Source organism: Pseudomonas flavocrustae (genome assembly GCF_029872515.1).
GTDB lineage: Bacteria > Pseudomonadota > Gammaproteobacteria > Pseudomonadales > Pseudomonadaceae > Chryseomonas > Chryseomonas aestiva.
Genome location: NZ_JAPDIQ010000002.1, coordinates 615,428 through 639,282 on the forward strand (window position 1 = coordinate 615,428; position 23,855 = coordinate 639,282).

24 protein-coding genes and 1 pseudogene are annotated in these 23,855 nt (G+C 65.7%); 14 read left to right on the plus strand and 11 right to left on the minus strand.

Translation table 11 applies throughout. The annotated features are described in order from the left end of the window. Positions 1–7: 7 nt before the first annotated feature. On the plus strand, positions 8–1,171 hold the full coding sequence (gene pdxB, locus OMP44_RS07615; protein ID WP_280307225.1) for a 4-phosphoerythronate dehydrogenase PdxB: 1,164 nt from the start codon (positions 8–10) through the stop codon (positions 1,169–1,171). A gap of 108 nt (positions 1,172–1,279) precedes the next feature. Here pdxB and ppnP read toward each other — a convergent pair whose 3' ends face one another. Together ppnP and OMP44_RS07625 are read right to left on the minus strand one after the other, a co-directional pair. Next, positions 1,280–1,561, minus strand: coding sequence for a pyrimidine/purine nucleoside phosphorylase (gene ppnP, locus OMP44_RS07620; protein ID WP_027597776.1), 282 nt, complete (start codon positions 1,559–1,561; stop codon positions 1,280–1,282). A gap of 82 nt (positions 1,562–1,643) precedes the next feature. Further along, positions 1,644–2,195 (minus strand): 3'-5' exonuclease, encoded by a 552-nt coding sequence (locus OMP44_RS07625; protein WP_273861721.1) that lies wholly within the window; start codon positions 2,193–2,195, stop codon positions 1,644–1,646. Positions 2,196–2,381: 186 nt separating this feature from the next. Here OMP44_RS07625 and OMP44_RS07630 point away from each other — a divergent pair, with 186 nt between their 5' ends. Both OMP44_RS07630 and OMP44_RS07635 read left to right on the plus strand, forming a co-directional pair. Then, complete coding sequence (locus tag OMP44_RS07630; protein ID WP_027597778.1) at positions 2,382–2,636, plus strand: YkgJ family cysteine cluster protein; 255 nt, start codon at positions 2,382–2,384, stop codon at positions 2,634–2,636. 50 nt (positions 2,637–2,686) lie between these two features. After that, complete coding sequence (locus OMP44_RS07635) at positions 2,687–3,286, plus strand: START domain-containing protein (protein ID WP_280307228.1); 600 nt, start codon at positions 2,687–2,689, stop codon at positions 3,284–3,286. A gap of 170 nt (positions 3,287–3,456) precedes the next feature. Here the strand turns inward: OMP44_RS07635 and msrQ are convergent, their stop codons facing one another. After that, positions 3,457–4,068: a protein-methionine-sulfoxide reductase heme-binding subunit MsrQ gene (gene msrQ, locus OMP44_RS07640; protein ID WP_280307230.1), complete on the minus strand. Its 612-nt coding sequence runs from the start codon at positions 4,066–4,068 to the stop codon at positions 3,457–3,459. Beyond that, positions 4,068–5,078 carry a protein-methionine-sulfoxide reductase catalytic subunit MsrP gene (gene msrP, locus OMP44_RS07645; protein WP_183630263.1) on the minus strand — a complete coding sequence of 337 codons (1,011 nt, stop codon included), beginning with the start codon at positions 5,076–5,078 and terminating at the stop codon, positions 4,068–4,070. Before msrP ends, msrQ begins: the two co-directional genes overlap by 1 nt. A 213-nt stretch (positions 5,079–5,291) precedes the next feature. Here msrP and OMP44_RS07650 point away from each other — a divergent pair, with 213 nt between their 5' ends. From OMP44_RS07650 to OMP44_RS07665, 5 genes and pseudogenes are all read left to right on the plus strand, one after another. Continuing rightward, positions 5,292–6,989: a dihydroxyacetone kinase family protein gene (locus OMP44_RS07650; RefSeq protein ID WP_280307232.1), complete on the plus strand. Its 1,698-nt coding sequence runs from the start codon at positions 5,292–5,294 to the stop codon at positions 6,987–6,989. Between the two features lie 347 nt (positions 6,990–7,336). Then, positions 7,337–7,666 (plus strand): annotated as a pseudogene (locus OMP44_RS24910) (PAS domain-containing protein); the annotation flags it as partial. A gap of 93 nt (positions 7,667–7,759) precedes the next feature. Further along, on the plus strand, positions 7,760–8,902 hold the full coding sequence (locus OMP44_RS07655; protein ID WP_405046469.1) for a methyl-accepting chemotaxis protein: 1,143 nt from the start codon (positions 7,760–7,762) through the stop codon (positions 8,900–8,902). 60 nt (positions 8,903–8,962) lie between these two features. Beyond that, the gene (locus tag OMP44_RS07660) at positions 8,963–9,574 is read left to right on the plus strand and encodes a tRNA-uridine aminocarboxypropyltransferase (protein WP_187979139.1); all 612 of its coding nucleotides are present in this window, start codon (positions 8,963–8,965) and stop codon (positions 9,572–9,574) included. 57 nt (positions 9,575–9,631) lie between these two features. Beyond that, the gene (locus tag OMP44_RS07665) at positions 9,632–9,808 is read left to right on the plus strand and encodes a hypothetical protein (RefSeq protein ID WP_187979140.1); all 177 of its coding nucleotides are present in this window, start codon (positions 9,632–9,634) and stop codon (positions 9,806–9,808) included. A gap of 67 nt (positions 9,809–9,875) precedes the next feature. Here OMP44_RS07665 and OMP44_RS07670 read toward each other — a convergent pair whose 3' ends face one another. Continuing rightward, on the minus strand, positions 9,876–10,274 hold the full coding sequence (locus OMP44_RS07670) for a YbaN family protein (RefSeq protein ID WP_133859233.1): 399 nt from the start codon (positions 10,272–10,274) through the stop codon (positions 9,876–9,878). A 3-nt stretch (positions 10,275–10,277) separates the two neighbouring features. Next, a complete protein-coding gene (locus tag OMP44_RS07675) occupies positions 10,278–10,862 on the minus strand; it encodes a UPF0149 family protein (protein WP_133859232.1) in 585 nt (194 codons plus the stop codon). A gap of 162 nt (positions 10,863–11,024) precedes the next feature. Here OMP44_RS07675 and recQ point away from each other — a divergent pair, with 162 nt between their 5' ends. From recQ to OMP44_RS07690, 3 genes are all read left to right on the plus strand, one after another. Then, positions 11,025–13,163: a DNA helicase RecQ gene (gene recQ, locus OMP44_RS07680; protein WP_273861725.1), complete on the plus strand. Its 2,139-nt coding sequence runs from the start codon at positions 11,025–11,027 to the stop codon at positions 13,161–13,163. Positions 13,164–13,236: 73 nt separating this feature from the next. Next, on the plus strand, positions 13,237–13,674 hold the full coding sequence (locus OMP44_RS07685; RefSeq protein WP_007162293.1) for a MarR family transcriptional regulator: 438 nt from the start codon (positions 13,237–13,239) through the stop codon (positions 13,672–13,674). Positions 13,675–13,914: 240 nt separating this feature from the next. Continuing rightward, positions 13,915–16,116, plus strand: a complete 2,202-nt coding sequence (locus OMP44_RS07690) for a FimV/HubP family polar landmark protein (protein ID WP_280307235.1) — start codon at positions 13,915–13,917, stop codon at positions 16,114–16,116. On the opposite strand, the gene OMP44_RS07695 is transcribed toward OMP44_RS07690, so the two are convergent. Continuing rightward, on the minus strand, positions 16,117–18,315 hold the full coding sequence (locus OMP44_RS07695; protein WP_273861727.1) for a patatin-like phospholipase family protein: 2,199 nt from the start codon (positions 18,313–18,315) through the stop codon (positions 16,117–16,119). It lies immediately after the preceding gene. 71 nt (positions 18,316–18,386) lie between these two features. On the opposite strand from OMP44_RS07695, the gene OMP44_RS07700 reads away from it, so the two are divergent. Beyond that, on the plus strand, positions 18,387–18,707 hold the full coding sequence (locus tag OMP44_RS07700) for an Rdx family protein (RefSeq protein WP_280307237.1): 321 nt from the start codon (positions 18,387–18,389) through the stop codon (positions 18,705–18,707). Positions 18,708–18,709: 2 nt separating this feature from the next. On the opposite strand, the gene cspD is transcribed toward OMP44_RS07700, so the two are convergent. Further along, complete coding sequence (gene cspD / locus OMP44_RS07705; RefSeq protein ID WP_133859227.1) at positions 18,710–18,985, minus strand: cold shock domain-containing protein CspD; 276 nt, start codon at positions 18,983–18,985, stop codon at positions 18,710–18,712. A 221-nt stretch (positions 18,986–19,206) separates the two neighbouring features. Between cspD and clpS the strand changes: the two genes are divergently transcribed. Both clpS and clpA read left to right on the plus strand, forming a co-directional pair. Then, positions 19,207–19,563 carry an ATP-dependent Clp protease adapter ClpS gene (gene clpS / locus OMP44_RS07710; protein WP_007162298.1) on the plus strand — a complete coding sequence of 119 codons (357 nt, stop codon included), beginning with the start codon at positions 19,207–19,209 and terminating at the stop codon, positions 19,561–19,563. A 48-nt stretch (positions 19,564–19,611) separates the two neighbouring features. Further along, positions 19,612–21,882, plus strand: a complete 2,271-nt coding sequence (gene clpA / locus OMP44_RS07715; RefSeq protein ID WP_133859226.1) for an ATP-dependent Clp protease ATP-binding subunit ClpA — start codon at positions 19,612–19,614, stop codon at positions 21,880–21,882. Positions 21,883–21,953: 71 nt separating this feature from the next. Here clpA and infA read toward each other — a convergent pair whose 3' ends face one another. From infA to aat, 3 genes are all read right to left on the minus strand, one after another. Beyond that, positions 21,954–22,172 (minus strand): translation initiation factor IF-1, encoded by a 219-nt coding sequence (gene infA, locus OMP44_RS07720; RefSeq protein WP_002553999.1) that lies wholly within the window; start codon positions 22,170–22,172, stop codon positions 21,954–21,956. Positions 22,173–22,266: 94 nt separating this feature from the next. After that, positions 22,267–22,974, minus strand: a complete 708-nt coding sequence (locus OMP44_RS07725; RefSeq protein WP_133859225.1) for an arginyltransferase — start codon at positions 22,972–22,974, stop codon at positions 22,267–22,269. A gap of 35 nt (positions 22,975–23,009) precedes the next feature. Beyond that, positions 23,010–23,699 carry a leucyl/phenylalanyl-tRNA--protein transferase gene (gene aat / locus OMP44_RS07730; protein WP_158895064.1) on the minus strand — a complete coding sequence of 230 codons (690 nt, stop codon included), beginning with the start codon at positions 23,697–23,699 and terminating at the stop codon, positions 23,010–23,012. Positions 23,700–23,855 lie beyond the last annotated feature (156 nt).

Sequence of the window (23,855 nt, forward strand, 5' to 3'; positions counted from 1 at the left end):
CCCAGGCATGCACATTCTCGCCGACGAAAACATACCGCTGCTGGACGCCTTCTTCGGCCCCCACGCCACCCTCGAACGCCTTCCCGGTCGCGCCTTCGACCGCGCCGCCGTGAGTCGCGCCGATGCGCTGCTGGTGCGCTCCATCACCCGCGTCGACGAGACGCTGCTGGCCGGATCTCGGGTCGGCTTCGTCGGCACCTGCACCATAGGTACCGATCATCTGGACCTCGGCTATCTGGATCAGGCGGGTATCCGCTGGAGCAATGCGCCTGGCTGCAATGCCCGCGGCGTGGTGGACTGGGTGCTCGGCGCCTTGCTGGCGCTGGCCGATGGCGCTGGCGCCGACCTGGCCCGGCGCACCTATGGCATCGTCGGCGCCGGCCAAGTCGGGGGCCGCCTGGCCGAGGCGCTGCGCGGACTGGGCTGGACGGTGCTGGTCTGCGATCCACCACGTCAGGCGACCGAGCAGGGCGACTTCCACAGCCTGGACGAGTTACTGGAGCGCTGCGACGTGCTCTGTCTGCATACCCCGCTGATCCGTGACGGCGAACAGCGCACCCTGCACCTGTTCGAGGCGACGCGCCTGGCGAGGTTGCGTCCGGGCAGCTGGCTGCTCAATGCCTGCCGGGGCGAGGTAGTCGACAACGCCGCGCTACGTGCCCATCTGGCTGGTGGCGCCGAGCTGGCGGTGGCCCTGGATGTCTGGGAAGGCGAGCCGGGTATCGATCCTGAATTGGCCCGTCTCTGTCAGCTGGTGACGCCCCATATCGCCGGGCACAGCCTGGAAGGCAAATGGCGCGGCACGGCGCAGATCTACGCGGCCTTCTGCGCCTGGACCGGGGAAACACCGCGGCTGGGTCTGAGCGACCTGTTGCCGCCGCAGCAGCTGGAGCGCCTGGTGTTTGGTGCGGATACGCCCGAGGCGACGGCCTTCAGGCGCGTCTGTCGTGCGGTCTATGACCCGCGCGACGACGATGCGGCGCTACGCGCGACCCTCGCCTTGCCGGCCCAGGCGCGGGCTCAGGCGTTCGACGCCCTGCGCAAGGGCTATCCCGTGCGTCGGGAGATTCCGGGGCTGGTGCTCGAAGGGACGGGCGTGGCTCGGCTGGCGAGGGCCCTGGGCTGCGACTGGCGACATGGCGACGACTCCGAAAGCGGCGGTGTCGCTTAGGACCGAGGCGAAGCGGAAGCGTTCAGGCGGGACAACGGACTCCCGCCACCCGGCCCACGCGGCCGAATGACGGAGCCCAAGACGAGGGAGCCGTACGGCTCCCCGAGCTTAGTGGTATTCGCAGAGATAGGCGGTGTCTTCCGCGACCTTGAGCTGGAACTTCGCATTGGCCGGCACGGTGAACTGGCTGCCCGCGGCGAAGGTTTCCCAGGTCTCGCTGCCCGGCAGCTTGACGGTCAGGGCGCCGGCCACCACGTGCATGACTTCCAGCTGGCTGGTGCCGAATTCGTATTCGCCGGGGGCCATGACGCCCAGGGTGGCAGGCTTGGACTTGAGGCTGAAGGCGATGGATTTGACGGTGCCGTCGAAGTATTCGTTGACCTTGAACATCGGATTTCCTTGTGCGAGAGCGGTTGGGACCGTCGGCGAGTATGCCCAAGGCCGAGGCCCACTGTCACCGCTCCAGACGAGGCTAGCGCGCGAGGGCCGGCAGGCTGGCGGGTATCAGCTTGGCGGTGTTGCGCGCGTCGGTCTCGGCGCGGTGCAGTACCCCGGTAAAGGCCAGTCCCGCCGATTCCAGGGCGGCGGTGAGACCCAGCGGACGCGCCAGACCACGGGCCTTGGCGAAGGCCTGCTTGAGATTGCGATGCGGGACCCGGGCGAGGTGGGTGTGCAGATCGTATTCGCGCCAGGCCCGCTCCAGCAGACGGCGGTCGAAATCGCCCCAGCTGCACCAGCCAGCGAGGGTGGTCTCATAGGCGCCCAGCCAGGCCTCGAAGGTCGGCCAGGTGCTTTCCAGAGGCTCTGCGCCATCGACATCGGCCTGGCTGATATGGGTGAGGTCGCGGCAAAAGGGCGTCAGCAGCGGCAGCCGCCGGGGCTGGACGAAACTCTGATAGCGATCGAGCTCCTGGCCCGCCGCATCCACCATCACCGCGCCGATCTCGATGATCTCCATCAACTCCAGTGGCCAGCCGCCTTCGTCGGTGGTCGCTTCCAGGTCCAGCACCAGCCAATGCTTCATCGTCACGCCCTCGGGCCAGCCGCCTCGCTCATCGCAGATAAGACGGTGGAAAGGCCGCGGGGTTGCGTGGCGAGGTGCGAATGAATGTTACATTCATGACTCGATGGCAGCATCTGGTCACGATTCGCTTGTGAGGCCCCGGCCTTGCTCTTAAGCTTGAAGCCTCTTTATCTGCGAGTTTCACCCATGGAGTGCCGTCCGGGTTGTGGCGCCTGTTGTATCGCGCCCTCGATCTCCTCACCGCTGCCACGCATGCCCCAGGGCAAGCCCTCCGGGGTGCGCTGCGCCCATCTGGACAGCACCAACCGCTGCGACCTGTTCGGCTCGCCGCTGCGCCCGGCGGTGTGCGGCGGCTTCCAGGCCGAGCTGGCGTTCTGCGGCACCAGCAGTGCCGAGGCCATGGCCATCCTGCTGCGCCTCGAAGGTGAAACCGCCGCCTGATCCGGTTTTGAATTGCGCTCTCCGACAACCACAACAACAAGGGACGTCCCATGCACAAGCCGCTTCGCTCCATCCTCGCCCTGACCCTGCTCGCAGCCACCGGCCTGGCCCAGGCCGAGGACTGGCAACTCGCCAAGCAGGAAGATGGCATCCAGGTCTATACCCGCGCCGTCGCCGGGTCCAAGTACAAGGCCTACCGCGGCGTGGTCCAGATCAAGGCCGATCCGGCCACCATCGCCAAGTTGCAGGACGACCCCGTCGGTTCCTGCAAATGGATCTTCCGCTGCCAGTCGCTGCAGGTGCTCAAGCGTCAGGACAATCAGGCCTGGACCTACATGCGCATCGACATGCCCTGGCCGGTGACCGCCCGTGACGTGGTGCTGCACATCACCGAGCAGAAGACTCCCGATGGCGGCTTCACCCGCACCCTCGAAGGCCAGTCGGACTATCGTCCCGCTGCCGACGGTTACGTACGGGTCGCGAGCTTCCAGGGCCAGTGGCGCGTGGTGCCGAAGAACGGCGGCTCGGAAGTGACCTACGAGGCCCAGAGCGAGCCGGGTGGCAGCGTGCCGTCCTGGCTGGCCAACAGCTTCGTGGTGGATGCCCCGCTCAACACCCTGAAGGGCCTGCGCCAGGCCGCGCAGCGCTGATCGACCGTTTCCAGGGCAACGGCCTGGCTCGCTGACGCCAGGCCTGTTTCTTACCACCCCTGTGCCAACAAGTAGTGGGGGTCCGCCCGCATTCCTACGCAGACGTCCTTAATACCACCCCTATGGTGTTGAGGCATGAAGGGCGAACCCCTCTGGCTTGGCGGTGGCAATCAATGAGCAGATACGGTCGTTGTCCGACTGCGTCTCTTACGGCGCCAGCCATCCACCAGCCGGAAGGCCAGCAGCGCGGCGCCGATGGCGGCGTAGAGCGCCCACTCTTCCAGGTCCGAGCGCACGATCCAGAGGTAGTGCAGCAGCCCCAGGCCCAGCACCAGGTAGGCCAGCCGGTGCAGCTCCTTCCAGCGCTTGCCCAGGCGGCGCATGGCGGGGCGATTGGATGTGACGGCCAGAGCCAGCAGGATCAGCAGCGCCGCGGCACCGACGATGATGTAGGGCCGGCGCTGCAACTCCACGCCCAGTTGCGACAGGTCGAAGCCCAGCACGAACGCCAGGTAGCCGAGGAAGTGCAGCAGGGCATAGGTGAAGGTCCAGAGGCCGAGCTGACGGCGGATCACCGGCCAGAGCTTCCAGCGGGTGAGGCGCGACAGCGGCGTCAGACTCAGCGTCAGCAGCAGCAGCACCAGGGCGCCGGTCCCCAGCTTGTCCACCAGCGCCTTGCCCGGGTCCGGACCTAGGGCGAAGATCCAGGCCTGGTACAGCCACCACAGCGGCGGGCAGAGTGCGGCGACAAACACCGCGACCCGCCAGAGCAGCAGTCCCATCAGTAGTTTCTCCGCAGATCCATGCCGCTGTAGAGCGAAGCCACTTCCTCGCCATAGCCGTTGAACATCAGCGTCGGCCGCACGTTGGGGCTGAACAGGCCGCTGGGCAGGCGCCGTTCGCGGGCCTGACTCCAGCGCGGGTGGTCCACTTCCGGATTGACGTTGGCATAGAAGCCGTACTCGTTGGGCGCCATGCCCTGCCAGGTGGTGCGTGGCTGCTCGGCCACCAGGCTGATGCGGACGATGGACTTGATGCCCTTGAAGCCGTACTTCCAGGGCACGATCAGCCGCAGCGGCGCGCCGTTCTGGTTGGGCAGCACGCGGCCGTACATGCCCACCGTCATCAGCGTCAGCGGATGCATGGCCTCATCCAGGCGCAGGCCTTCCACATAGGGCCAGTCCAGCAGGGCGAAGCTGGAGTTCATGCCGGGCATGTGCTGCGGGTCCTTGAGCGTCTCGAACTTCACGTAGCGCGCCTTGCCGGTGGGTTCGACGCGCTTGAGCAGGCTGGCCAGCGGAAAGCCCAGCCAGGGGATGACCATGGACCAGGCCTCGACGCACCTCATGCGGTAGATGCGCTCTTCCAGGGTGTCGGGGCCGAAGAGGTCTTCCAGCCCGTAGGTGCCGGGCTTGCCCACCTCGCCATCGACTACCACGCTCCAGGGCTGGGTGGGCAACTGCGCAGCATGGGCGGCGGGATCGCTCTTGTCCGGCCCGAATTCATAGAAGTTGTTGTAGTGGGTAGCGTCCTTGAAGGGCGTGATGTCCTCGCCCTTGACCGTGGCCGCCTGCCAGCGGGTATCAGGCAGCTTGCGTTCGAACCAGTCCGGGCCCTTGGCGGCTTCGACGTCGCCATAGCTGGAAGCGGCCGCCAGCGCCCAGCCGGGCAGGGCGGCGCCGGCGAGCAGGGCGCCGCTGGCACCGAGCAGCTGGCGCCGGGACAGGTAGACGGCTTCGGGGGTGATCTCCGACCCCAGGCAGGCAGAGCGCGGAACGATCTTGATCGGCATGACGGACCTCGGTGGGGTGCGCTCGCAGGAGAGCGGCTGGCTAACAGCGTGAGACATCCCGGTCGTGAAAAGCTTCCGACGCCAACGATAGCCTGCCGTCCCGGTCCGGCGGAAGGCCGTTGCGCGCCTGTCAGCCGGCCGTTCAGGTCGCTGCCAGGCAGGCCCGGGACCCCGTGCCATACTGCGGCGACCTCTCGCCCTCAGGAGTCCCCGATGAAGAAGCTGATCAATAGCCCCACCGCTGTGGTTCGCGAACTGCTCGAAGGCCTCGTCAGCCTGGATCCCGGCCTGGCCCTGCTGGCCGAGGAGCAGGTCATCCTGCGCCAGCCCCTGGCCGCTACGGGAGATCGCCCGGTCGCGGTGATTTCCGGCGGCGGCAGCGGCCACGAACCGGCCCATGCCGGCTATGTGGGCGAGGGCATGCTGACCGCCGCGGTGGCGGGAGACGTCTTCACCTCGCCCAGCGTCGATGCCGTGCTGGCGGCCATCCGGGCGGCGGCCGGTCCCGCGGGCGCCCTGCTGGTGGTCAAGAACTACACCGGCGACCGTCTCAACTTCGGCCTGGCCGCCGAACTGGCGCGCAGCGAAGGCATTCCGGTCGAGACGGTGCTGGTGGCGGACGACGCCGCCTTGCGCGATACCGTGGCGCCGGAAAGGCGCCGCGGTATCGCGGGTACCGTGCTGATCCACAAGCTCGCGGGCGCAGCGGCCGCCGCCGGGCGCCCCCTGGCCGAGGTAGCTGCGCTGGCCCGCGCCGCGAGTGCCGAATTGCGCAGCATGGGTGTCGCCCTGGGTGCCTGCACGGTGCCGGCGGTGGGGCATCCGGGTTTCCAATTGGCGGACGACGAGGTGGAATGGGGCCTCGGCATCCACGGCGAGCAGGGCGTCCAGCGCGGTCCCCGACTGGGCGCCGACGGCACCGTGGCGCGGCTGCTGGATACCCTCATCGAAGACGGCGGCTATCCCGCTGGCACGCGCCTGGCGCTGCTGGTCAATGGCCTGGGCGCGACGCCGCCGCTGGAACTCGCCCTGGTGGCGCGGGCGGCGCTGAGCCAGTTGCGCCAGCGGGGCCTGGTGGTGGAACGCGCCTGGACCGGTACCTTCCTCAGCGCCCTGGACATGCCCGGCTGTTCGCTGTCGCTGCTGCCGGTAGACGAGGCGCGCCTGGCGCTGCTCGATGCGCCGACCCGGGCGCGAGCCTGGCCGGGTGACGGCCGGGTCCCGGCGGCGCCCACCCTGTTGCCCGCACCCGCGGCAGCAGCCGAAACGACCCCTCGCACCCCAGGTCCCCTGGCGGAGCGGCTGCAGGCGACGGCAGATGCTGTCGTCGCCAGCCTGCTGGCCAACGAAGCCCGCCTCACCGAACTGGACAGCCGCGCCGGGGACGGCGACCTGGGCACCAGCCTGGCCCGTGGCGCTGAAGCCATGCGCGCCTTGCCCGCCAGCGTCTGGTACACCCCGGCCAGCGCCCTGGCAGCCACGGGTCAGGCACTGCGCCGGGCCATCGGTGGCAGCTCCGGACCCTTCTACGCCTGCGCCCTGATCCGCGCCGCTCAACTGCTGGACAGGGTGGAACGACCCACGCTGGCGCAATGGGCCCAGGCCCTGGATGGTGGCGTCCAGGCCCTGGCCGAACTGGGTGGCGCCCAGCCGGGCCAGCGCACCATGCTCGATGCCTTGCGCCCGGCAGCGGATGCCCTGCTGGCCGCTGCCCAGGCGGGCGCCAGCCCGGCACAGGCCTTTGCCGCGGCGTTCGCCGCCGCCCGCCAGGGCGCCGAGGCCACCGCGGAGATGCTGCCGGCCCAGGGCCGCGCCAGCTACCTGGGCGAACGCGTCCGCGGCATTCCCGATGGCGGCGCCGTAGCGGTGGTCTGTTGGCTGGAGGCCCTGGAGCCCGTGATCACCGGCTAGGCCATTTATCGCCCTGGCGGGTCGCGTGGCGATCGGGACAGCCAGGGCGCTCAGGAAGGTCGACACGCAGTCCAGGGCTACCGGCGCTCGGCCAGCTGCGCTATCCGGTCAGGCCCTGGACCTCCTCGTGAAAAGCCGCGTGCCTCGCCTGGCCGCGGGTCATCCAGGGGCCTGAGCGAACCGCTTATCAAAACATTTCAGCGCATCCTTAAAGCCCAGATGCAACATGCCGATAGTTAGTATGACGATAACCAAATGGTTACCGTTGGCGCCTGTGCCGGCAGTTGGCCACCATTGAACTGGTTGATGTCGCACGGAGTAGATAACCCGCTAGATAAGGCACTCGCATGCGCACGAATTTGCCGGTCACCCAGCAAGGCCGTACCTTCAAGCAAGAGGAACGACTCATCTCCACCACTGATCTGCAGGGGAACATCACCTACTGCAACGAGGCCTTCATCGCCATCAGTGGCTATACAAGGGAGGAGCTGATCGGCAGTCCGCACAATCTGGTGCGTCATCCCGACATGCCGCCACCGGTGTTCGGCCACATGTGGGCGACCCTCAAGGAGGGCAAGCCGTGGATGGGCATCGTCAAGAATCGCTGCAAGAACGGCGATTTCTACTGGGTGAGCGCCTATGTCACCCCGATCCTCGAACAGGGCCGGGTGATCGGTTACGAATCCGTGCGTTCGCTGCCCAGCACCAGCGAAGTCCGTCGCGCCGGCGAGCTCTATGCCCGCATCAATGCCGGCAAGGCCCCCGTGCCCATGACGCGCCGCCTGGGCAGCGCCATCGCCGCCTGCTGGTCGACGGTGGCGGCCACCGGGGTGATCCTGAGCGGCCACTTCCTGCTCGACGACACGACTCAAGCGGTCCTCATCGTCGCGGCGCTCCTGGGTATCAGCGGTCATCAGCTCTATCGCCAGCGCGCCAGCATCGAGCGCATCCTCGCCGATCATCCGAAGATGTTTTCCAGTGCCGTCGTGGCCCCGACCTACAGCGACCAGTGTGGTGCCCCGGCACGCCTGGATCTGGCGCTGCACAGCGAAGCCGCGCGCCTGCAGACGGCCCTGACCCGGCTGGCCGACGTGGGCGACAGCGTGCGCGTCAAGGCGCGCGAATCCTCCCAACTGGCCCAGTCCGAGGCCGAACTGCTGGATCAGCAGCGCCACGAGACCGACCAGTCCGCCGCGGCCATCACCCAGATGACCTCCACCATCCACGAGGTCTCGCAGAACGTCCAGGAGACCGCTCAGGCGGCGGCCAACGCCGAGAGCCTGGTGCACTCCGGGCGTGACAAGGCCGAAGAGAGCCTGACGTCCATGCGCGAACTCGGCGCGGCGGTCAGCGACATCGGCCAGGCCGTAGGCGAGCTGGCCAGTTCGACCCAGAGCATCGGCAGCGTCGCCGATGTCATCACCGCCATCGCCGAACAGACCAACCTGCTGGCGCTCAACGCCGCCATCGAGGCCGCCCGTGCCGGTGAGGCCGGTCGCGGCTTCGCCGTGGTGGCCGACGAGGTCCGCTCGCTGGCCTCGCGTACCCGTGAATCCACCGAGCAGATCCATCAGATCATCGCCAACCTGCAGGCCAATGCCGACCGCGCCGTGGCCACCGCCAGTCGCGGCGAAGAGACCTCGCGCCAGAGCGAACGCCATTCGGCGGCGGTACGCGAGTCTTTGGAAGGCATCAGCGAATCGGTCAGCCTCATCACCGCCATGAGCCAGCAGATGGCCACCGCGGTGGAAGAGCAGAGCCACGTCTCCGAAGACATCAACCGGCAGATCAGCCGCATCGCCGATCTTTCCGATCACAGCTCGGCCCAGGCCCGTCGCGGCTCGGAGCTGAGTCGTGAACTGGAAGGCATGGCCGACTACCTGCACGACCTCACTGCCCGCTTCAATCGCTGAGTCAGGGAGGGCGGCGGTGATCCGGTATGATCGCCGCCCCGATTCGCTCCGGAAGTCCCGATGTCCCGTCCCGCTTGCGCGCGCTGTCAGCGTCCCCTGTCACTCTGCCTGTGCGCGCTGATCCCGTCGCTGACCAGCCGCACGCGGGTGCTGTTGCTGCAGCATCCCAGCGAGCGGCGCCATCCGCTCAATACGGCGCGCCTGGCCGCCCTGGGGCTCGGCAATGCGCAGCTGGAGATTGGCGAGACCTTTCCCGACCTGCCGCTCTGGCTCGCCGATCATGACGCCTGGCTGCTGTTTCCCGGCCCCGAGGCGATCACGGTCGATCTCTTGCCGCCTGCTGCCGTGACCAAGGCACCACGGCTGCTGGTGATTCCCGACGGCACCTGGCGCAAGGCGCGCTTGCTGCTGCACGTCAATCCACTGCTGGCGGCCCTGCCCAGGCTCACCCTGCCGCCTGGCGCGCCCTCGCGCTACCGGGTGCGCAAGGCCCCGGCGCCGGATGCGCTGTCGACCGTGGAGGCCGTGGTCGCGGCGTTGAATGCGCTGGAGGCGCCGCGCCGCTTCGATGCCCTGCTGGCGCCGTTCGAGGCGCTAATCGACGGCCAGATCGCCGCCATGGGCCCGGAAACCTTTGCACGCAATCATGGCGGAGCAGAGCCGCGCGACTGAGGGAATTACCCGGGTGCCGGACCACTCTACCTAGAGAGTCAGCAGAGGAGTCACCCCATGTCCCGCTTTCCGATCCGCCAGCTCGACGCTTTCTCCCGCTTTGTCGCCCTTGCCATGCCCCGTGCCGGCGGCGAGCCCGATCAACCTGATCCGGCGCCCATCCAGCCCAGCGAGCCGGGCGAGCCCACCGTTCCCGATCAGGCACCGCCCACCCCCATGGCCAGGGCCGCCTGACGCCGCCAGCGTCACCCACGAAAAAGGGCGATCATCGCTGATCGCCCTTTTTCATGCCTGACGGTGGCTAGCGCCGGGTCTTCTGCCGGAGCAGGTAGACCGTTACCGCCGCGCAACTGGTGAAAGCCGCCACCCGGGCCCAGACGTAGGGCACCAGCCAGCAGGAAAACCCGACGCTGATCCACATGGCGACAATGGCGTAAACCTTGCCCTTGAGCGGGATGCCGTCGCCTTCCAGATAGGGTTTGACCCAGGGCCCCAGCCACCTGTGGTTAATCAGCCACAAGTAGAACCGCTCCGAACTGCGCATGAAGCAGGCTGCGGCCAGCAGCAGGAAGGGCGTAGTGGGCAGCAGCGGCAGAAAGGCACCGATGATGCCCAGGGCCACGCTCAGCCAGCCGATGCCCAGCAGCAGGTAGCGGACCCAGCCCTTGCGCTGGCGGGGTCTCGGAGTGGCCTCATCCATTGCTCAGTGACGCGGCTTCAGCAGCGCCGGCTTTTCATCGGGGGAATGGCAGAGCAGGAACAGCTGGGTCAGCAATTCCGGAATCTGCACCATCATGTCGGCAACCAGGCGGCGGTCCTGGGCGATCTCGGCGAATTCCGGCTGCTCATCGAACAGACCCGAACCCACCATGATCGGCAGCAGCAGCTCGCTGACTTCGTCTTCGGCGTCCTCGAACCACACGGCTTCGCGCAGGAACACCCCTTCCATGAAACCGATGCACCAGCCGCGCAACTCGGAATCGTCCGGCTCCGGACCGAGCTCCAGGTCGCACGGCAGGTCCAGCTCTTCGTCGCTGCCCAGCACGCGCAGGATATGCGCCTTCAGCTGCACCAGGGAGCGCTCGATCTCTTCCTGCTGGGCGGCATCGCGATACTGCGGTGGCTCGGCGAAGAGCGCATCGATCCACTCGCGTTCGGGAACCTCTTCCGGGCAGATGGACAGGGCGGTCAGGTAGCCATGGGCGGCTACGTAGTCGAGCGCTTCTTCGTGCAGATCGTCTGCATCGAGAAAATCGCGCAGACGGGTCAATTGTTCGGCGAAGGACATCGGCTACTTACCTCGGAAAGGATTCGAAAGGGCAGAACGGCCGGAATTGTAGACGAGCGCCCGGGTCACGTCGAACTCGACGGCCTGGGGCCGGCCGACGGAAAAGCACCGCCGCAGTGACCCCGGCATCCGTATAATGGCCTTTCCATTCGAGGAGGCTTCATGTCAGAACCCGCGCTGCGCATCCTTAAAGACGTCTTTGGCTACGACGCGTTCCGTGGCAACCAGGCCCGGATCATCGAGCGTGTGGCCAGCGGTGGCGATGCGCTGGTGCTGATGCCCACGGGCGGCGGCAAGTCCCTGTGCTACCAGGTGCCGGCGCTCCTGCGGCCCGGCGTGGCCGTGGTGGTCTCGCCGCTTATCGCGCTGATGGACGACCAGGTCGCCACCCTGCTGGAACTGGGTGTGTCGGCGACCGCGCTCAACTCCACCATGACCGGCGAACAGCAGCGAGCCGTCGCCGCGCAGCTGGAGCGCGGCGAGATCAAGCTGCTCTATCTCGCGCCCGAGCGCCTGGTCCAGCCGCGCATGCTGGACTTCCTCAAGCGCCTGCCGATCGCCCTGTTCGCCATCGACGAAGCCCACTGCGTATCCCAGTGGGGGCATGACTTCCGTCCGGAATACATGCAGCTCGGACAACTGGCCGAACACTTCCCCGGCGTGCCGCGCCTGGCGCTCACCGCCACCGCGGATTCCCGCACCCGCGAAGAGATGGCCAGCCGCCTGCATCTGGAAGAGGCCGAGCGTTTTCTCTCCAGCTTCGATCGCCCCAACATCTTCTACCGCATCGTGCCCAAGGAAGCGCCGCGCAAGCAGCTGCTGGCCTTTCTCGCCGAGCGTCGCGGCGATGCTGGCATCGTCTACTGCATGTCGCGCAAGAAGGTCGAGGAGGTGGCCGAGCAGCTCAGCAACCAGGGCTTCCCCGCCTTGCCCTATCACGCCGGCCTGCCCAACGACGTGCGCGCCGCCAACCAGAAGCGGTTCCTCAACGAGGAAGGGCTGATCATGGTCGCCACCATCGCCTTCGGCATGGGCATCGACAAGCCCAACGTGCGCTTCGTCGCCCACCTCGATCTGCCCAAGAGTCTGGAAGCCTACTACCAGGAAACCGGCCGGGCCGGTCGCGATGGCCTGCCCGCTGACGCCTGGATGGCCTACGGCCTGCAGGATGTGCTGCTGCTGCGGCAGATGATGCAGAACTCCGAGGGCGACGAGCGCCACAAGCGCATCGAGCGGCACAAGCTCGAAGCCATGCTGGCGCTGTGCGAGGAAACCCGTTGCCGGCGCCAGGTGCTGCTAGCCTATTTCGACGAGCACCTGCCCCAGCCCTGTGGCCATTGCGACAACTGCATCGACACCGTCGAGACCTGGGATGCCACCGAGCCGGCGCGCCAGGCGCTGTCGGCCATCTACCGCAGCGGTCAGCGCTATGGGGTAGGGCACCTGGTCGACATCCTGCTCGGTCGCGAGACCGAAAAGATCACCAGCCTCGGCCACCAGCGGCTGGCCGTGTTCGGCCTGGGCAAGGCCCGTGGCGAAGACGAGTGGCGCACCCTGTTCCGCCAGCTGGTGGCCCGCGGCCTGGCCGAGGTGGATGTCGACGGCTATGGCGGCCTGCGCCTGACCGAGAGTTGCCGGCCGCTGCTGCGCGGCGAGGTGCGCATCGAATTGCGCCGTGACCCCAAGCCCCAGCGTGGGCGGAGCAGCAGTGGCAGCGGCTCAGCCAGTGCCGCCAGCCAGCTGGTGCGCGCCGACGAGCGCGAACTATGGGAGGTCCTGCGCACCCTGAGACGCAAGCTGGCCGAAGAGCATTCGGTGCCGCCCTATGTGATCTTCCCCGACGCCACCCTGCTGGAGATGCTGCGCAGCCAGCCGCGCTCGCTGGACGAGATGAGCCGCGTCAGCGGCGTGGGCGCGCGCAAGCTGGAGCGTTATGGCCAGGCTTTCCTCGACGTCCTCAATGACGGCGACGCCGCGCCGCCTCCGGTCGCTGACGTGCGCCACGAGGTGCTGACGCTGGTACGCGCCGGCATGACGCCCGAGCAGGCTGCGCGGCAGCTCAATTGCTCGGAAAAGAATGTCTATGCACTATTGGCCGAAGCCATCGCCGGGCAGCAGATCGCCCTGGAACAGGCCCTCGACCTGCCAGAGGATCTGCTGGCGGAAATCCAGGATGCCTTCCTCGAAGACGAGGGCGAGTTGCCGCCGGTCGCCCATGTCGCCGCGCGCTTCGAGGGGCGGGTGGCGAGTGGCGCGCTGTACTGTGTGCGGGCAGCCTTGCAGGCGGAATTGGCGGACTAGCGAGGCGCGGCGGTTGCCCCGCCCTGCCTGTAACCAGAATAATGAGAAAATCCAAGTACAAGGTTTAGCCTGAATGACCCCTACCGATCCACACCTGTTTGGCCGCCAGATCTTCCACGTCTCCCGTGCCTGGCGCGCCGAGCTAGACCGGCGCCTGAGCCACCTGGGGCTGTCTCAGGCGCGCTGGCAGGTGTTGCTGAACCTGGCCCGGATGAAGGGTGTCCAGCCTACCCAGCGTGAGCTTGCCCAGAGCATCAGCATCGAGGGGCCGACCCTGGCACGGCTGCTGGACGGCCTGGAAAAGCAGGGTCTGGTCAAGCGTCTGGCGGTCACCGAGGACCGTCGCGCCAAGCGCATCATGCTGACCCAGGAAGCCGGTCCGCTGATCGAGAAGATCGAGACCATCGCCGAAGCCCTGCGCAAGGAACTGCTCAGCGGCCTCGATGATGAAGAGATCGCCATCTGCCAGCAGGTGCATCAGCGCGTCCTGGCCAATCTCGAGCGCGGCTGACCGCCGTCTGGCGGCTGGCGTCGCCCGGGTGCCTCTGCCCAGCCACGGGGTCGGATCTGGCCGGAGCGTCTGGCATCGCTACTGGCGCCAGACGCCACCCCCCGGCCGCTTTATTGCGTGCGGGGCCATCGGTTTGCCGTCTGTCGGTATCGATGCTACGTTCCAGCGTAGCGGAGGCGATTTTTGTGAGCCACCGCGCTAAAACACCGGTTTCCTCGAATACCTGACGCAGCGGTATCCATGGTCGCGAAACGCCGTCCCCTTGCCTTTGTTCTTCTGTCGGCCGCCGCGCTGACCCCTCTTCCTCAAGCGGCGTTCGCGCTCGGCCTGGGGGGCATCACCCTGCAGTCTTCGCTCAACGAACCTCTGCGTGCGCGGATCGAGCTGGTCAATATCGGCGATGCCGGTGCCGAGGACTTCCGCATCCATCTGGCGGCGAACGAGGCCTTCGCCCAGGCCGGCGTGGATCGCACCCAGTTCCTCGACGATCTGAAGTTCACCCCACACCTGCGCACGGCGGCGGGCAGCTATGTCGAGGTGACCTCGCGCCGCTCCCTGGTCGAGCCCTATCTGGGTTTCATCGTTCAACTGGAACAGCCGGGCGGCAAACAGCTGCGCGAGTTCACCCTGCTGGTGGATCCGCCGCGCAGTGGTGGCGCACCCACCAGCGTTGCCAGTACCGTCCCGGCGGCGCCCGCTCGCGCCGCCGCCCCGGCCGCCGATCCGGTGGTCCGCCAAACCGTATCTGCACCGCGCCAGGGGCTGACGCCTTCGCCAGACCTGGCCGCCGGGGAGGGCGTCTATCAGACGCGTCCCAGGGACACCCTCTGGAGCATCGCCAAGCGCCTGGGGCCAATGGCCAATCGATCGGCCGAGCAGCTCATGGCCGATCTGTTCGCCCTCAATCCGGCGTCCTTCGCCAACAATGATCCCGGACGGCTCAAGGCTGGCCAGCGCCTGCGCCTGCCCGTGGGTGTCAGCGAACCTGCGCCGCGACAGTCGGTAGCGGCCAGGACCACGCCGCCCGCGCCCAGCCCGGTACCCGCCGCACCGGTCGCCACGGCACCCGCCCTGGCACCGGCACCGGCACCGGCACCTGCTGCGCCAGCGCCTGCCGCAGCACCTGTCGCTGCGCCGGCACCGGCACCGGAATCAGTGGCGCCGCCAGTAGCGGCGCCGCAGCCGGCTGGAAGCTCTGCGGAAGACACCAAGCCCCTGCTGGTGACGCAGGATCTCGGGCGTCAGGTCGGCGATCTGGAAGGTCAGCTGACTCAGCTGCAGGAGCGTTACGACGCACTGCTGGCCCAGAAAGAGGTGATGATCGAGCAGCTCCAGCAGGACCGTGAAGGTCTGCAGCAGCAATTGAAGCAGGCGCGTTCGGTGGCCCTGTCCACGCCGACGCCCGCCCCCGCGCCGCCGTCACCGGAAAGCCCTGCCGCTCAGGCGGCGCCCGCCGCCTCCAGTCCTGCCGCGGGCAGTACCGACGAAGGTCTGTTGTCACTGCGCTCGCTGTTGTTGGCGGGTGGCGCGGCCCTGCTGGCCCTGGCCGGTGTGCTCTGGTGGCGCCGGCGGAAGGCGGAAGGCGTCGTCTTCGACGACGCGGATGACGTCGAAAATGTCGAAATGGTCGAGCCCTTGCCCGAGCCGGTGCTGGCCGCTACCCAGCCGGTGGTTGCCAAGTCCAGGGCCAAGCCTGCAGCCGTCGCCGCCACCCCGGCGCCGGTCGACGATCATGCCGGTCGTGCGGAGATCTACATCGCCTATGGCCGCTACGGCCAGGCGCGGGAAGTGCTGGAAAGCGGCCTGGCCGAAGATGATCGGCGCCAGGATCTGCGGCTGCTGCTACTCCGGGTGCTGGCCACCCTGGGCGAGGCTCCGGCATTCAGAGAGCACGAACAGCGTTTTCTGGCGCTGGGAGGCGTGGCGGCGAGTCTGGCGGTGCTGCACGCCCAGTTTCCCGGGATGTCCGCCGATCCGGTGGAGCCCCTGCTGGAGGACGATCTGGATCTCGACCTGCCGGCCTTCGATGCGCCGGCCAGTGAATGGTCGGCGGAATTGCAGTTTGCCGAGCCGGCGGTACCTGCGCCGGTGACCGAAGAGCACTACGATCTGGATCTGGCGGATCTGAGTCTCGATGAAGCCATCGCCCTGACCGAAGAGCTGGACGCCGATTCCGGGTGGAAGCAGGTCGATGCCCTGGAAGTCTCCCTGGAAGACGACTTCCCTGAAGGCCTAGGCGAGTTGCCGGCGGTCATGGAGCTGGACCTGAGTCTCGACGAGCACTTCATGGCCGATGCCATTGCCCGGCGGTTTGCCGAGGCCGAGGCCTGTCTCGATCAGGGCGACGTCCAGCACGCCACCTCGCTGCTGCAGGAAATCGTCAGCGAAGGTAGCGACAGTCAGCGCGAGCGGGCCGAGATCCTGCTCTCGCGCATCGCCTGATCAGAAGCTATTGCCCAGGTTGATGTAGAAGGCATGTTCGCCCTGGTCGCTCAGGCCATAGGTGAACCTGAGTGGTCCCAGCGGCGTGTCCAGTCCGAGGAACAGGCTGGCCGCGCTGATGTTGCCGCTGTCGTAGTCGTCATCCCGATTCCAGATGCGTCCCTGTTCCAGGCTGCCGCCCAGATAGACCGGGGTGTCCAGCGGGAACAGCGAGCGCTGCGTAAGCTGGTGGTAGTAGATCAGCCGCGCCAGGCCGTAGTTCTGGCCGGACAGGGCATCCTGCCGATAGCCCGAGAGCTGCCAGGCACCTCCCAGCAGGAAGCTGCTGGTTACCACGTTGGTGTCGCTGTCCGTCGACAGGGTGCGCCCCAGGCCGCCCCCCAGCACGAAGGTGTTGTAGCCATAGCTGAGCGCCTTGTTCAGGTGCAGGTCCAGCTGCCGGTAACGCGAATCCGAGCCCAGACTCGGATCGAACTGCTTGAGCGTCAATGCCAGGTCCTGGCCCTCCCGCGGGAAGTTCACGTCGTCCAGATCGTCCAACGAATAGCGCAACTCGTAGAAGCCTTCGGTAAAGGATTCCTCCGGCGTGTCGCGCGGTCCGACATGCACCTTGGTACTGCCCCAGTCATGGCCGATACCCAGGCGCACCTCGGCCTTGTTGCCGATCTGCCGACCCACGTTGAGGCCGAAGCCATAGCGCTCGCGGCGGTATTCGGCGATGGGGTCGTTGCGCTCCAGTTGCTCGATGTTGCGGGCCTCGCCGCCGACGTAGGGTGCGATGAAGTAGCGTGAGCCCACATCCAGGGGTTGGTAGAACTCACTGTAGAGTTCCTGGTGATCACCGATCTGCATCCGGGTCAGCCATTCGCCGCCCAGGCGGTTGAGGCCGTTGATGCGATAGCTGGCGCCGAAGTTGAAAGCGCTGTCGCCCCGCAGGTCGTCAGACAGATTCAGGCCCAGCCGCAGGAAGTCCGTACCGCTGCGCTTGCCGCGGGCATAGATCACCAGCACGTTGTCGCCAGGGCCGTCCCGGCGGATGCGGTATTCCACCTGGTCGAAATAATCCAGCCCGTAGAGGGTGCTCATGTCGTCCTGCAGCCGCTCGACATTGAGGGGTTCGCCCAGGCGCTGGCGGATGTAGTGACGAATGACCTCGTCTTCGACCTTGGAGTCGTTCTCGATGCGGATGGCGTCGATGACCGGAGTGCGGCTGCTGGGCGCGCGAGCCGCGGCCACGGCCGTGGAGCGCTCGCTTTTCGCGTCCTTGCGCAACACCGCCAGTTCGCTCGCCATGGCCATGGTCGCCCGATAGCCGGCATCGATCAGCGCCCTGACCTCGCTGAAGTCGGCGCTGGTGTAGCTGGCCAATGGCGGCTGGATCAGCAGGTCCTGCTTGCCCAGAGTCGCCAGCTGCGCCTGGGAATTATTGCGCGTCATCAGGGTGGTGGACTGATTGAGCACGTCCAGCACCGTGGTCAGGTCCCGGCGCTTGAGCAGGGGAGTGCCGATGTCGACCACCACTACCCGCTGCGCGCCCATGTCCCGCGCCACGTCGATGGGGATGTTGTCGACCATGCCGCCATCCACCAGCAGCCGACCGTCGATTTCCACCGGCGCGAATACCGCCGGAATCGACATGCTGGCGCGGATCGCTCGGGGCAGATGACCATGATCGAAGACCACCTTCTCGCCGGTGGTGATGTCCGTGGCCACGGCGCGGAAGGGGATGGCCAATTGGTTGAAGTCCCGGGTATCGCTGGTATGCACGAACAGCTTTTCCAGCATCATCCCCAGGTTCTGGCCCTGGATCACCCCAATGGGCAGGCCCAGGGTGCCGTCATCCCGAAAGCTGAGCTTCTGTTTGACCAGGAAGTCCCGGTCATCCTGCTTGCGCCGGAAGGGCACGTCCTTGCGTGGCGGCTGGTCGGACAGTACCTGGCCCCAGTCCATGTCAAGCGCGATGCGTTCCAGTTCCTCGGCGCTGTAGCCGGCGGCATAGAGGCCGCCGATTACCGCACCCATGCTGGTGCCGGCAATGGCGTCGACCTGGATGCCCTGTTCCTCCAGGGCCTTCAGCACGCCGATATGCGCCAGTCCCCGGGCGGCACCGCCAGACAGCACCAGGCCGACCTTCGGCGGCGGAGCACTCCAGGCCAGGGCGGACAGGAGAAGGCAGGCTACCAGCAGCAACAGGCGCATAGGACGGACCACGTGGCGGATGGAATCGGGGGCTGCGTATTATAGGGAGCCCAGGCCTTGCGAGGTGTACCGTGGCGGACGCCAGACCTATCATCACCATCCACTACTGCACCCAGTGCCAATGGCTGCTGCGCTCGGGCTGGTTGGCCCAGGAGCTGCTCAGCACCTTCGGTACCGATCTGGGTGGAGTGACGTTGCTACCGGGAACCGGTGGCGTGTTCGAGGTCGCCTGTGGCGGAGAGGTGCTCTGGGAGCGGAAGAGGGATGGCGGCTTTACCGATGCCAGAGCGCTGAAGAATCGGGTCAGGAACCTGCTGTTTCCGGAGCGCGACCTGGGGCACAGCGAAGGTCAGCGGCGCGAAGGGGGAGATGGCGCCCCCGAAGGGGCGTGAGATCAGGCTTCCGTACTGACCGTATCCCGCACATCGAGGGTATTGGTGGCCGGCGCTGCGGCGGGTGCGCTCACTTCGGCCGCGCGAATCTCGACCGCGTGCAGGCCCTTGGGGCCCTGCACGATATTGAAGTTGACCGCTTGGCCCGCCTTCAGCGTGCGGTAACCGTCCATCTGGATGGCCGAGTAATGAGCGAATAGGTCTTCATCACTGTTATCTGCAACGATGAAGCCATATCCTTTGGCGTTATTGAACCATTTGACCTTGCCACTGAGCATACCGGCTCCCTCTGCAAAGGACTCCAAGCCTGGAGTATCATTCGACTACAGTTCCAGTGAATCCACACAGACGCCACTACAACGGAACCCTTGGTACCTCGTCGGTACAGGATGTTTGTAACACCCTTTCAGCCTTAGTCAAGGCAAGGCACTAGGCGGCTGAGACGTGGATCAAGCTCTTTTTTTCCTGCTATTCATCCCGTAATTCGGAATCGATCAGAATGCGTGTAATCGACCCCATCCGACTGGCGGCGGACGACAACGAACATCAGGACGGCGACAACGGCGGCCTGGCGGTGCAGGAGGCAAAACCTGCACTAAAACGGCCAGCCAGATATCGAGTTCTGATGTATAACGATGACTACACCCCGATGGAGTTCGTCGTCGAGGTGCTGGAGCGCTACTTCAGCATGAACCGCGAAGCGGCTACCCAGGTGATGCTTACTGTGCATACTCAGGGAAAGGCAGTCTGCGGAACATTTACTCGCGATGTCGCTGAAACCAAGGCCATGCAAGTCAATCAATATGCCAGGGAGTGCAACCACCCGCTGCTGTGTGAAATCGAAATCGAAAGTTAGATCTGTGCTGCTTGGGCTACTGTGCTGCTTGGGCTATGAGGTGAAGCTATGTTGAATCGTGAGCTCGAAGTCACCCTGAATCTCGCCTTCAAGGAGGCGAGGACGAAGCGTCATGAATTCATGACCGTTGAGCACCTCCTGCTGGCGCTGCTGGACAATGAAGCGGCGGCCACCGTGTTGAGAGCCTGCGGCGCCAACATCGATCGTCTGCGACGCGATCTGTTGGAATTCATAGATTCCACCACACCCCTGATCCCACAGCAGGACGACGAGCGCGAAACCCAGCCGACGCTGGGTTTTCAGCGTGTTCTCCAGCGTGCGGTCTTCCACGTCCAGAGCTCGGGCAAGCGCGAAGTGACCGGGGCCAACGTCCTGGTCGCCATCTTCAGCGAGCAGGAAAGCCAGGCGGTGTTCCTGCTCAAGCAGCAGAGCGTGGCGCGGATCGACGTGGTCAATTTCATCGCACATGGCATCTCCAAGGTGCCAGGGGCAGCACCCGAAGCCGAGCAGGATCAGGACGCTGCCGAGGAGGAGGGTGCCGAACCCAGCTCCTCCAACAATCCGCTGGAAGCCTATGCCAGCAACCTCAACGAGCAGGCTCGCCAGGGCCGTATCGATCCGCTGGTGGGGCGTGAGTCGGAAGTCGAGCGCGTAGCCCAGATCCTTGCCCGGCGCCGCAAGAACAACCCGCTGCTGGTGGGCGAGGCTGGCGTCGGCAAGACCGCCATCGCCGAAGGTCTGGCCAAGCGCATCGTCGACGGTCAGGTCCCTGATCTGCTGGCCGACAGCGTGGTTTATTCGCTCGATCTCGGCGCGCTACTGGCCGGGACCAAATATCGCGGCGATTTCGAAAAGAGATTCAAGGCTCTGCTGGCGGAGCTGAAGAAGCGGCCCCATGCCGTGCTCTTCATCGACGAGATTCATACCATCATCGGTGCCGGCGCGGCCTCGGGTGGGGTGATGGATGCCTCCAACCTGCTCAAGCCGCTGCTGTCCTCCGGTGAGATTCGCTGCATCGGCTCCACCACCTTCCAGGAATTCCGCGGCATCTTCGAAAAGGATCGGGCACTGGCTCGGCGCTTCCAGAAGGTCGATGTCGTCGAGCCTTCGGTGGATGATACCTACGGCATCCTGCGCGGCCTCAAGGGGCGCTTCGAGCAGCATCACCACATCGAGTACACCGACGAGGCGCTGCGTGCAGCAGCCGAGCTCGCTGCGCGCTACATCAACGACCGGCACATGCCCGACAAGGCCATCGACGTCATCGACGAAGCCGGTGCCTACCAGCGCCTGCAGCCCGAAGACCGTCGTGCCGAGCGGATCGACGTGCAGCAGGTCGAGGACATCGTCGCCAAGATTGCGCGGATTCCCCCGAAGACCGTCAACAGTTCCGACAAGGAGCTGCTGCGCAACCTGGAGCGCGACCTCAAGCTGACCGTCTTTGGTCAGGACCTGGCCATCGAATCCCTGTCCACCGCCATCAAGCTGTCCCGTGCGGGGCTGAAATCACCGGACAAGCCGGTTGGTTCCTTCCTCTTCGCCGGCCCTACCGGCGTGGGCAAGACCGAGGTTGCCCGGCAGCTGGCCAAGGCCATGGGTGTCGAGCTGGTGCGCTTCGACATGTCCGAGTACATGGAGCGGCATACCGTGTCGCGCCTGATCGGTGCGCCTCCCGGCTATGTCGGTTTCGACCAGGGTGGTCTGCTGACCGAAGCCATCACCAAGACGCCGCACTGCGTGCTGCTGCTTGATGAGATCGAGAAGGCCCACCCCGAGGTCTTCAACCTGCTGCTGCAGGTCATGGACCACGGCACCCTGACGGATAACAATGGTCGCAAGGCCGACTTCCGCAACGTGATCCTGATCCTGACCACCAACGCCGGTGCCGAGACCGCTTCCCGTGCCTCCATCGGTTTCACGCTGCAGGATCACACCACGGATGCCATGGAAGTCATCAAGAAGAGCTTCACGCCCGAGTTCCGCAATCGTCTGGATACCATCATCCAGTTCGGCCGCCTGAGCACGGAAGTCATCAAGAGCATCGTCGACAAGTTCCTCACCGAACTCCAGGCGCAGCTCGAGGACAAGCGTGTCCAGCTCGAAGTCACAGATGCCGCCCGCAGCTGGCTGGCGGAGCGTGGCTACGATGTGCAGATGGGTGCTCGTCCCATGGCGCGCCTCATCCAGGACAAGATCAAGCGGCCGCTGGCCGAGCAGATCCTGTTCGGGGACCTGGCCGACCACGGCGGTATCGTCCACATCGACGCGGTGAACGACGAGCTGGAATTCGAGTTCGAGACCACCGCCGAACCTGCCTGAGGGCAGGTCGCGATTTACAATCGCTCATGAAAAAGCCCGGCATAGCCGGGCTTTTTCATGAAAGGATTCGCTTAACGCGCGCGGTAAGTGATCCGGCCCTTGCTCAGATCGTAAGGCGTCAGCTCCACGCGAACCTTGTCGCCGGTCAGGATGCGGATGTAGTTCTTACGCATCTTTCCGGAGATGTGCGCGGTGACGACGTGCCCATTTTCCAACTCCACGCGAAACATGGTGTTGGGAAGGGTGTCGACGACAGTACCTTCCATTTCGAAGCTGTCTTCTTTCGACATATATAGAAAAGCCCTCGGTGACAAGATAGGCCCAGAGCAGTCCGGGCGAAAAAGGCCCATATTCTGACAGAAATTCAGAAAAAGCGCTATTTCGTCAGGCTAGGGCAACCCAGCGCTGATTGACGAAGAGCTCAATGGGGCGATACTCGGTCTTATAAGACATCTTGCGACACCCTTTGATCCAGTAGCCGAGATAAACCGCATCGAGACCGAGGCGGCGGGTTTCGGCGACCTGCCAGAGGATGCCGAATACACCCAGGCTGCGCTTCTCTTCGCTAGGGTCGTAGAAGGTGTAGACCGCCGACATGCCGTTGGGCAGCACATCGGTCACCGCGATGCCGATCAGGCGGTCTTCCACCCGCATCTCGTAGAAGAAGGCGTAGGGCAGGTGGCTGACCAGGAAGGTGGAGAACTGGCCGCGGCTCGGCGGGAACATGTCGCCGTCGGCGTGGCGTTCGCTGATATAGCGGGCGTAGAGCTGATAGCGCTCTTCAGTGAAACCCGGGTCGCAGCGCGTGACCCTGATGTCGAGATTGCGCTTGAGTACGCGCGTCTGCTTGCGGCTGGGGCGAAAGCGAGCGACGGGGATGCGGGCGGGAACGCAGGCTTTGCAGAGCTGGCAGTGGGGGCGGTAGAGGTGATCGCCGCTGCGGCGGAAGCCCAGTTCGGACAACTCGGCGTAGATCTGACCGTTCATGGGCTGCGAGGGGTCGAGAAACAGCGTGGTCGCCTGCTCGTTGGACAGGTAACTGCAAGCGTGAGGCTGGGTTGCGTAAAACTTGAGTCTCGCCAGCTCGGTCATGTCGAATCTCTACATAAGCCTGGCTTGAGTGTAAGTCACCCGTGGAAGGTAGGCCAGGCGGCCATGCTGGCCTGATCCAGGTATTTGGCCAGGTATTCGGCAAAGCGTTCCCGAGAGAGACTGCTCGCGCCGAGACTCTCCAGGTGCGCGGTTTGCATCTGGCAGTCGATCATCACGAAGCCCCAGGCGGCCAGGTCCCGTACCAGGGTCACGAAGCCGATCTTGGAAGCGTTGTCAGCGTGGCTGAACATGGACTCGCCAAAGAACAGCTTGCCCATGGCGATGCCGTAGAGACCGCCGACAAGCTGGTCGCCGTCCCAGACTTCCACGGAATGAGCCCAGCCCTGGGCGTGCAGCTCCTGGTAGGCCTGGCGCATCTCCACGGTGATCCAGGTGCCGTCGGCATCGCGTCGCGGACCGGCGCAGGCCTGGATTACCCTGGCGAAGGCCTGATCATAGGTGACGCGCAGCGGCGTCTTGCGCAGCGTCTTCGCCAGGCTGCGGGAGACGTGCAGGTCCGGCGGGAACAGTACCGTGCGGGGATCCGGCGACCACCAGAGCAAGGGCTGACCGGCCTGGTACCAGGGAAAGCAGCCGTGACGATAGGCGCCGATCAGGCGTGCCGCGCTCAGGTCGCCACCGATGGCCAGGAGGCCGTTGGGTTCGCGCAGCGCCTGCTGCAGGGGCGGGAAGTCAGGGCTTGCGCGGGTCAGCCATTTCACCATGGTAGGGGAGGGCGCCTTCTGATGGGTGGAGCCGAAGGGGTGCGGCTTGTGCGTAACAAGCTCAAGAAATCGTCATAACTCTTTGTCAGGACAACGAAAGAATGCTCCAATGTTGTGCCTGAAGGCGGTTCCGGTACGGCCGTCCGCTATCGTGCC

Coding starts and splice junctions, on each gene's coding strand:
- pdxB (WP_280307225.1), top strand. CDS start 8: ATGCACATTCTCGCCGACGAAAACATACCGCTGCTGGACGCCTTCTTC.
- ppnP (WP_027597776.1), bottom strand. CDS start 1,561: ATGTTCAAGGTCAACGAATACTTCGACGGCACCGTCAAATCCATCGCC.
- OMP44_RS07625 (WP_273861721.1), bottom strand. CDS start 2,195: ATGAAGCATTGGCTGGTGCTGGACCTGGAAGCGACCACCGACGAAGGC.
- OMP44_RS07630 (WP_027597778.1), top strand. CDS start 2,382: ATGGAGTGCCGTCCGGGTTGTGGCGCCTGTTGTATCGCGCCCTCGATC.
- OMP44_RS07635 (WP_280307228.1), top strand. CDS start 2,687: ATGCACAAGCCGCTTCGCTCCATCCTCGCCCTGACCCTGCTCGCAGCC.
- msrQ (WP_280307230.1), bottom strand. CDS start 4,068: ATGGGACTGCTGCTCTGGCGGGTCGCGGTGTTTGTCGCCGCACTCTGC.
- msrP (WP_183630263.1), bottom strand. CDS start 5,078: ATGCCGATCAAGATCGTTCCGCGCTCTGCCTGCCTGGGGTCGGAGATC.
- OMP44_RS07650 (WP_280307232.1), top strand. CDS start 5,292: ATGAAGAAGCTGATCAATAGCCCCACCGCTGTGGTTCGCGAACTGCTC.
- OMP44_RS07655 (WP_405046469.1), top strand. CDS start 7,760: ATGACGCGCCGCCTGGGCAGCGCCATCGCCGCCTGCTGGTCGACGGTG.
- OMP44_RS07660 (WP_187979139.1), top strand. CDS start 8,963: ATGTCCCGTCCCGCTTGCGCGCGCTGTCAGCGTCCCCTGTCACTCTGC.
- OMP44_RS07665 (WP_187979140.1), top strand. CDS start 9,632: ATGTCCCGCTTTCCGATCCGCCAGCTCGACGCTTTCTCCCGCTTTGTC.
- OMP44_RS07670 (WP_133859233.1), bottom strand. CDS start 10,274: ATGGATGAGGCCACTCCGAGACCCCGCCAGCGCAAGGGCTGGGTCCGC.
- OMP44_RS07675 (WP_133859232.1), bottom strand. CDS start 10,862: ATGTCCTTCGCCGAACAATTGACCCGTCTGCGCGATTTTCTCGATGCA.
- recQ (WP_273861725.1), top strand. CDS start 11,025: ATGTCAGAACCCGCGCTGCGCATCCTTAAAGACGTCTTTGGCTACGAC.
- OMP44_RS07685 (WP_007162293.1), top strand. CDS start 13,237: ATGACCCCTACCGATCCACACCTGTTTGGCCGCCAGATCTTCCACGTC.
- OMP44_RS07690 (WP_280307235.1), top strand. CDS start 13,915: ATGGTCGCGAAACGCCGTCCCCTTGCCTTTGTTCTTCTGTCGGCCGCC.
- OMP44_RS07695 (WP_273861727.1), bottom strand. CDS start 18,315: ATGCGCCTGTTGCTGCTGGTAGCCTGCCTTCTCCTGTCCGCCCTGGCC.
- cspD (WP_133859227.1), bottom strand. CDS start 18,985: ATGCTCAGTGGCAAGGTCAAATGGTTCAATAACGCCAAAGGATATGGC.
- clpS (WP_007162298.1), top strand. CDS start 19,207: ATGCGTGTAATCGACCCCATCCGACTGGCGGCGGACGACAACGAACAT.
- clpA (WP_133859226.1), top strand. CDS start 19,612: ATGTTGAATCGTGAGCTCGAAGTCACCCTGAATCTCGCCTTCAAGGAG.
- infA (WP_002553999.1), bottom strand. CDS start 22,172: ATGTCGAAAGAAGACAGCTTCGAAATGGAAGGTACTGTCGTCGACACC.
- OMP44_RS07725 (WP_133859225.1), bottom strand. CDS start 22,974: ATGACCGAGCTGGCGAGACTCAAGTTTTACGCAACCCAGCCTCACGCT.
- aat (WP_158895064.1), bottom strand. CDS start 23,699: ATGGTGAAATGGCTGACCCGCGCAAGCCCTGACTTCCCGCCCCTGCAG.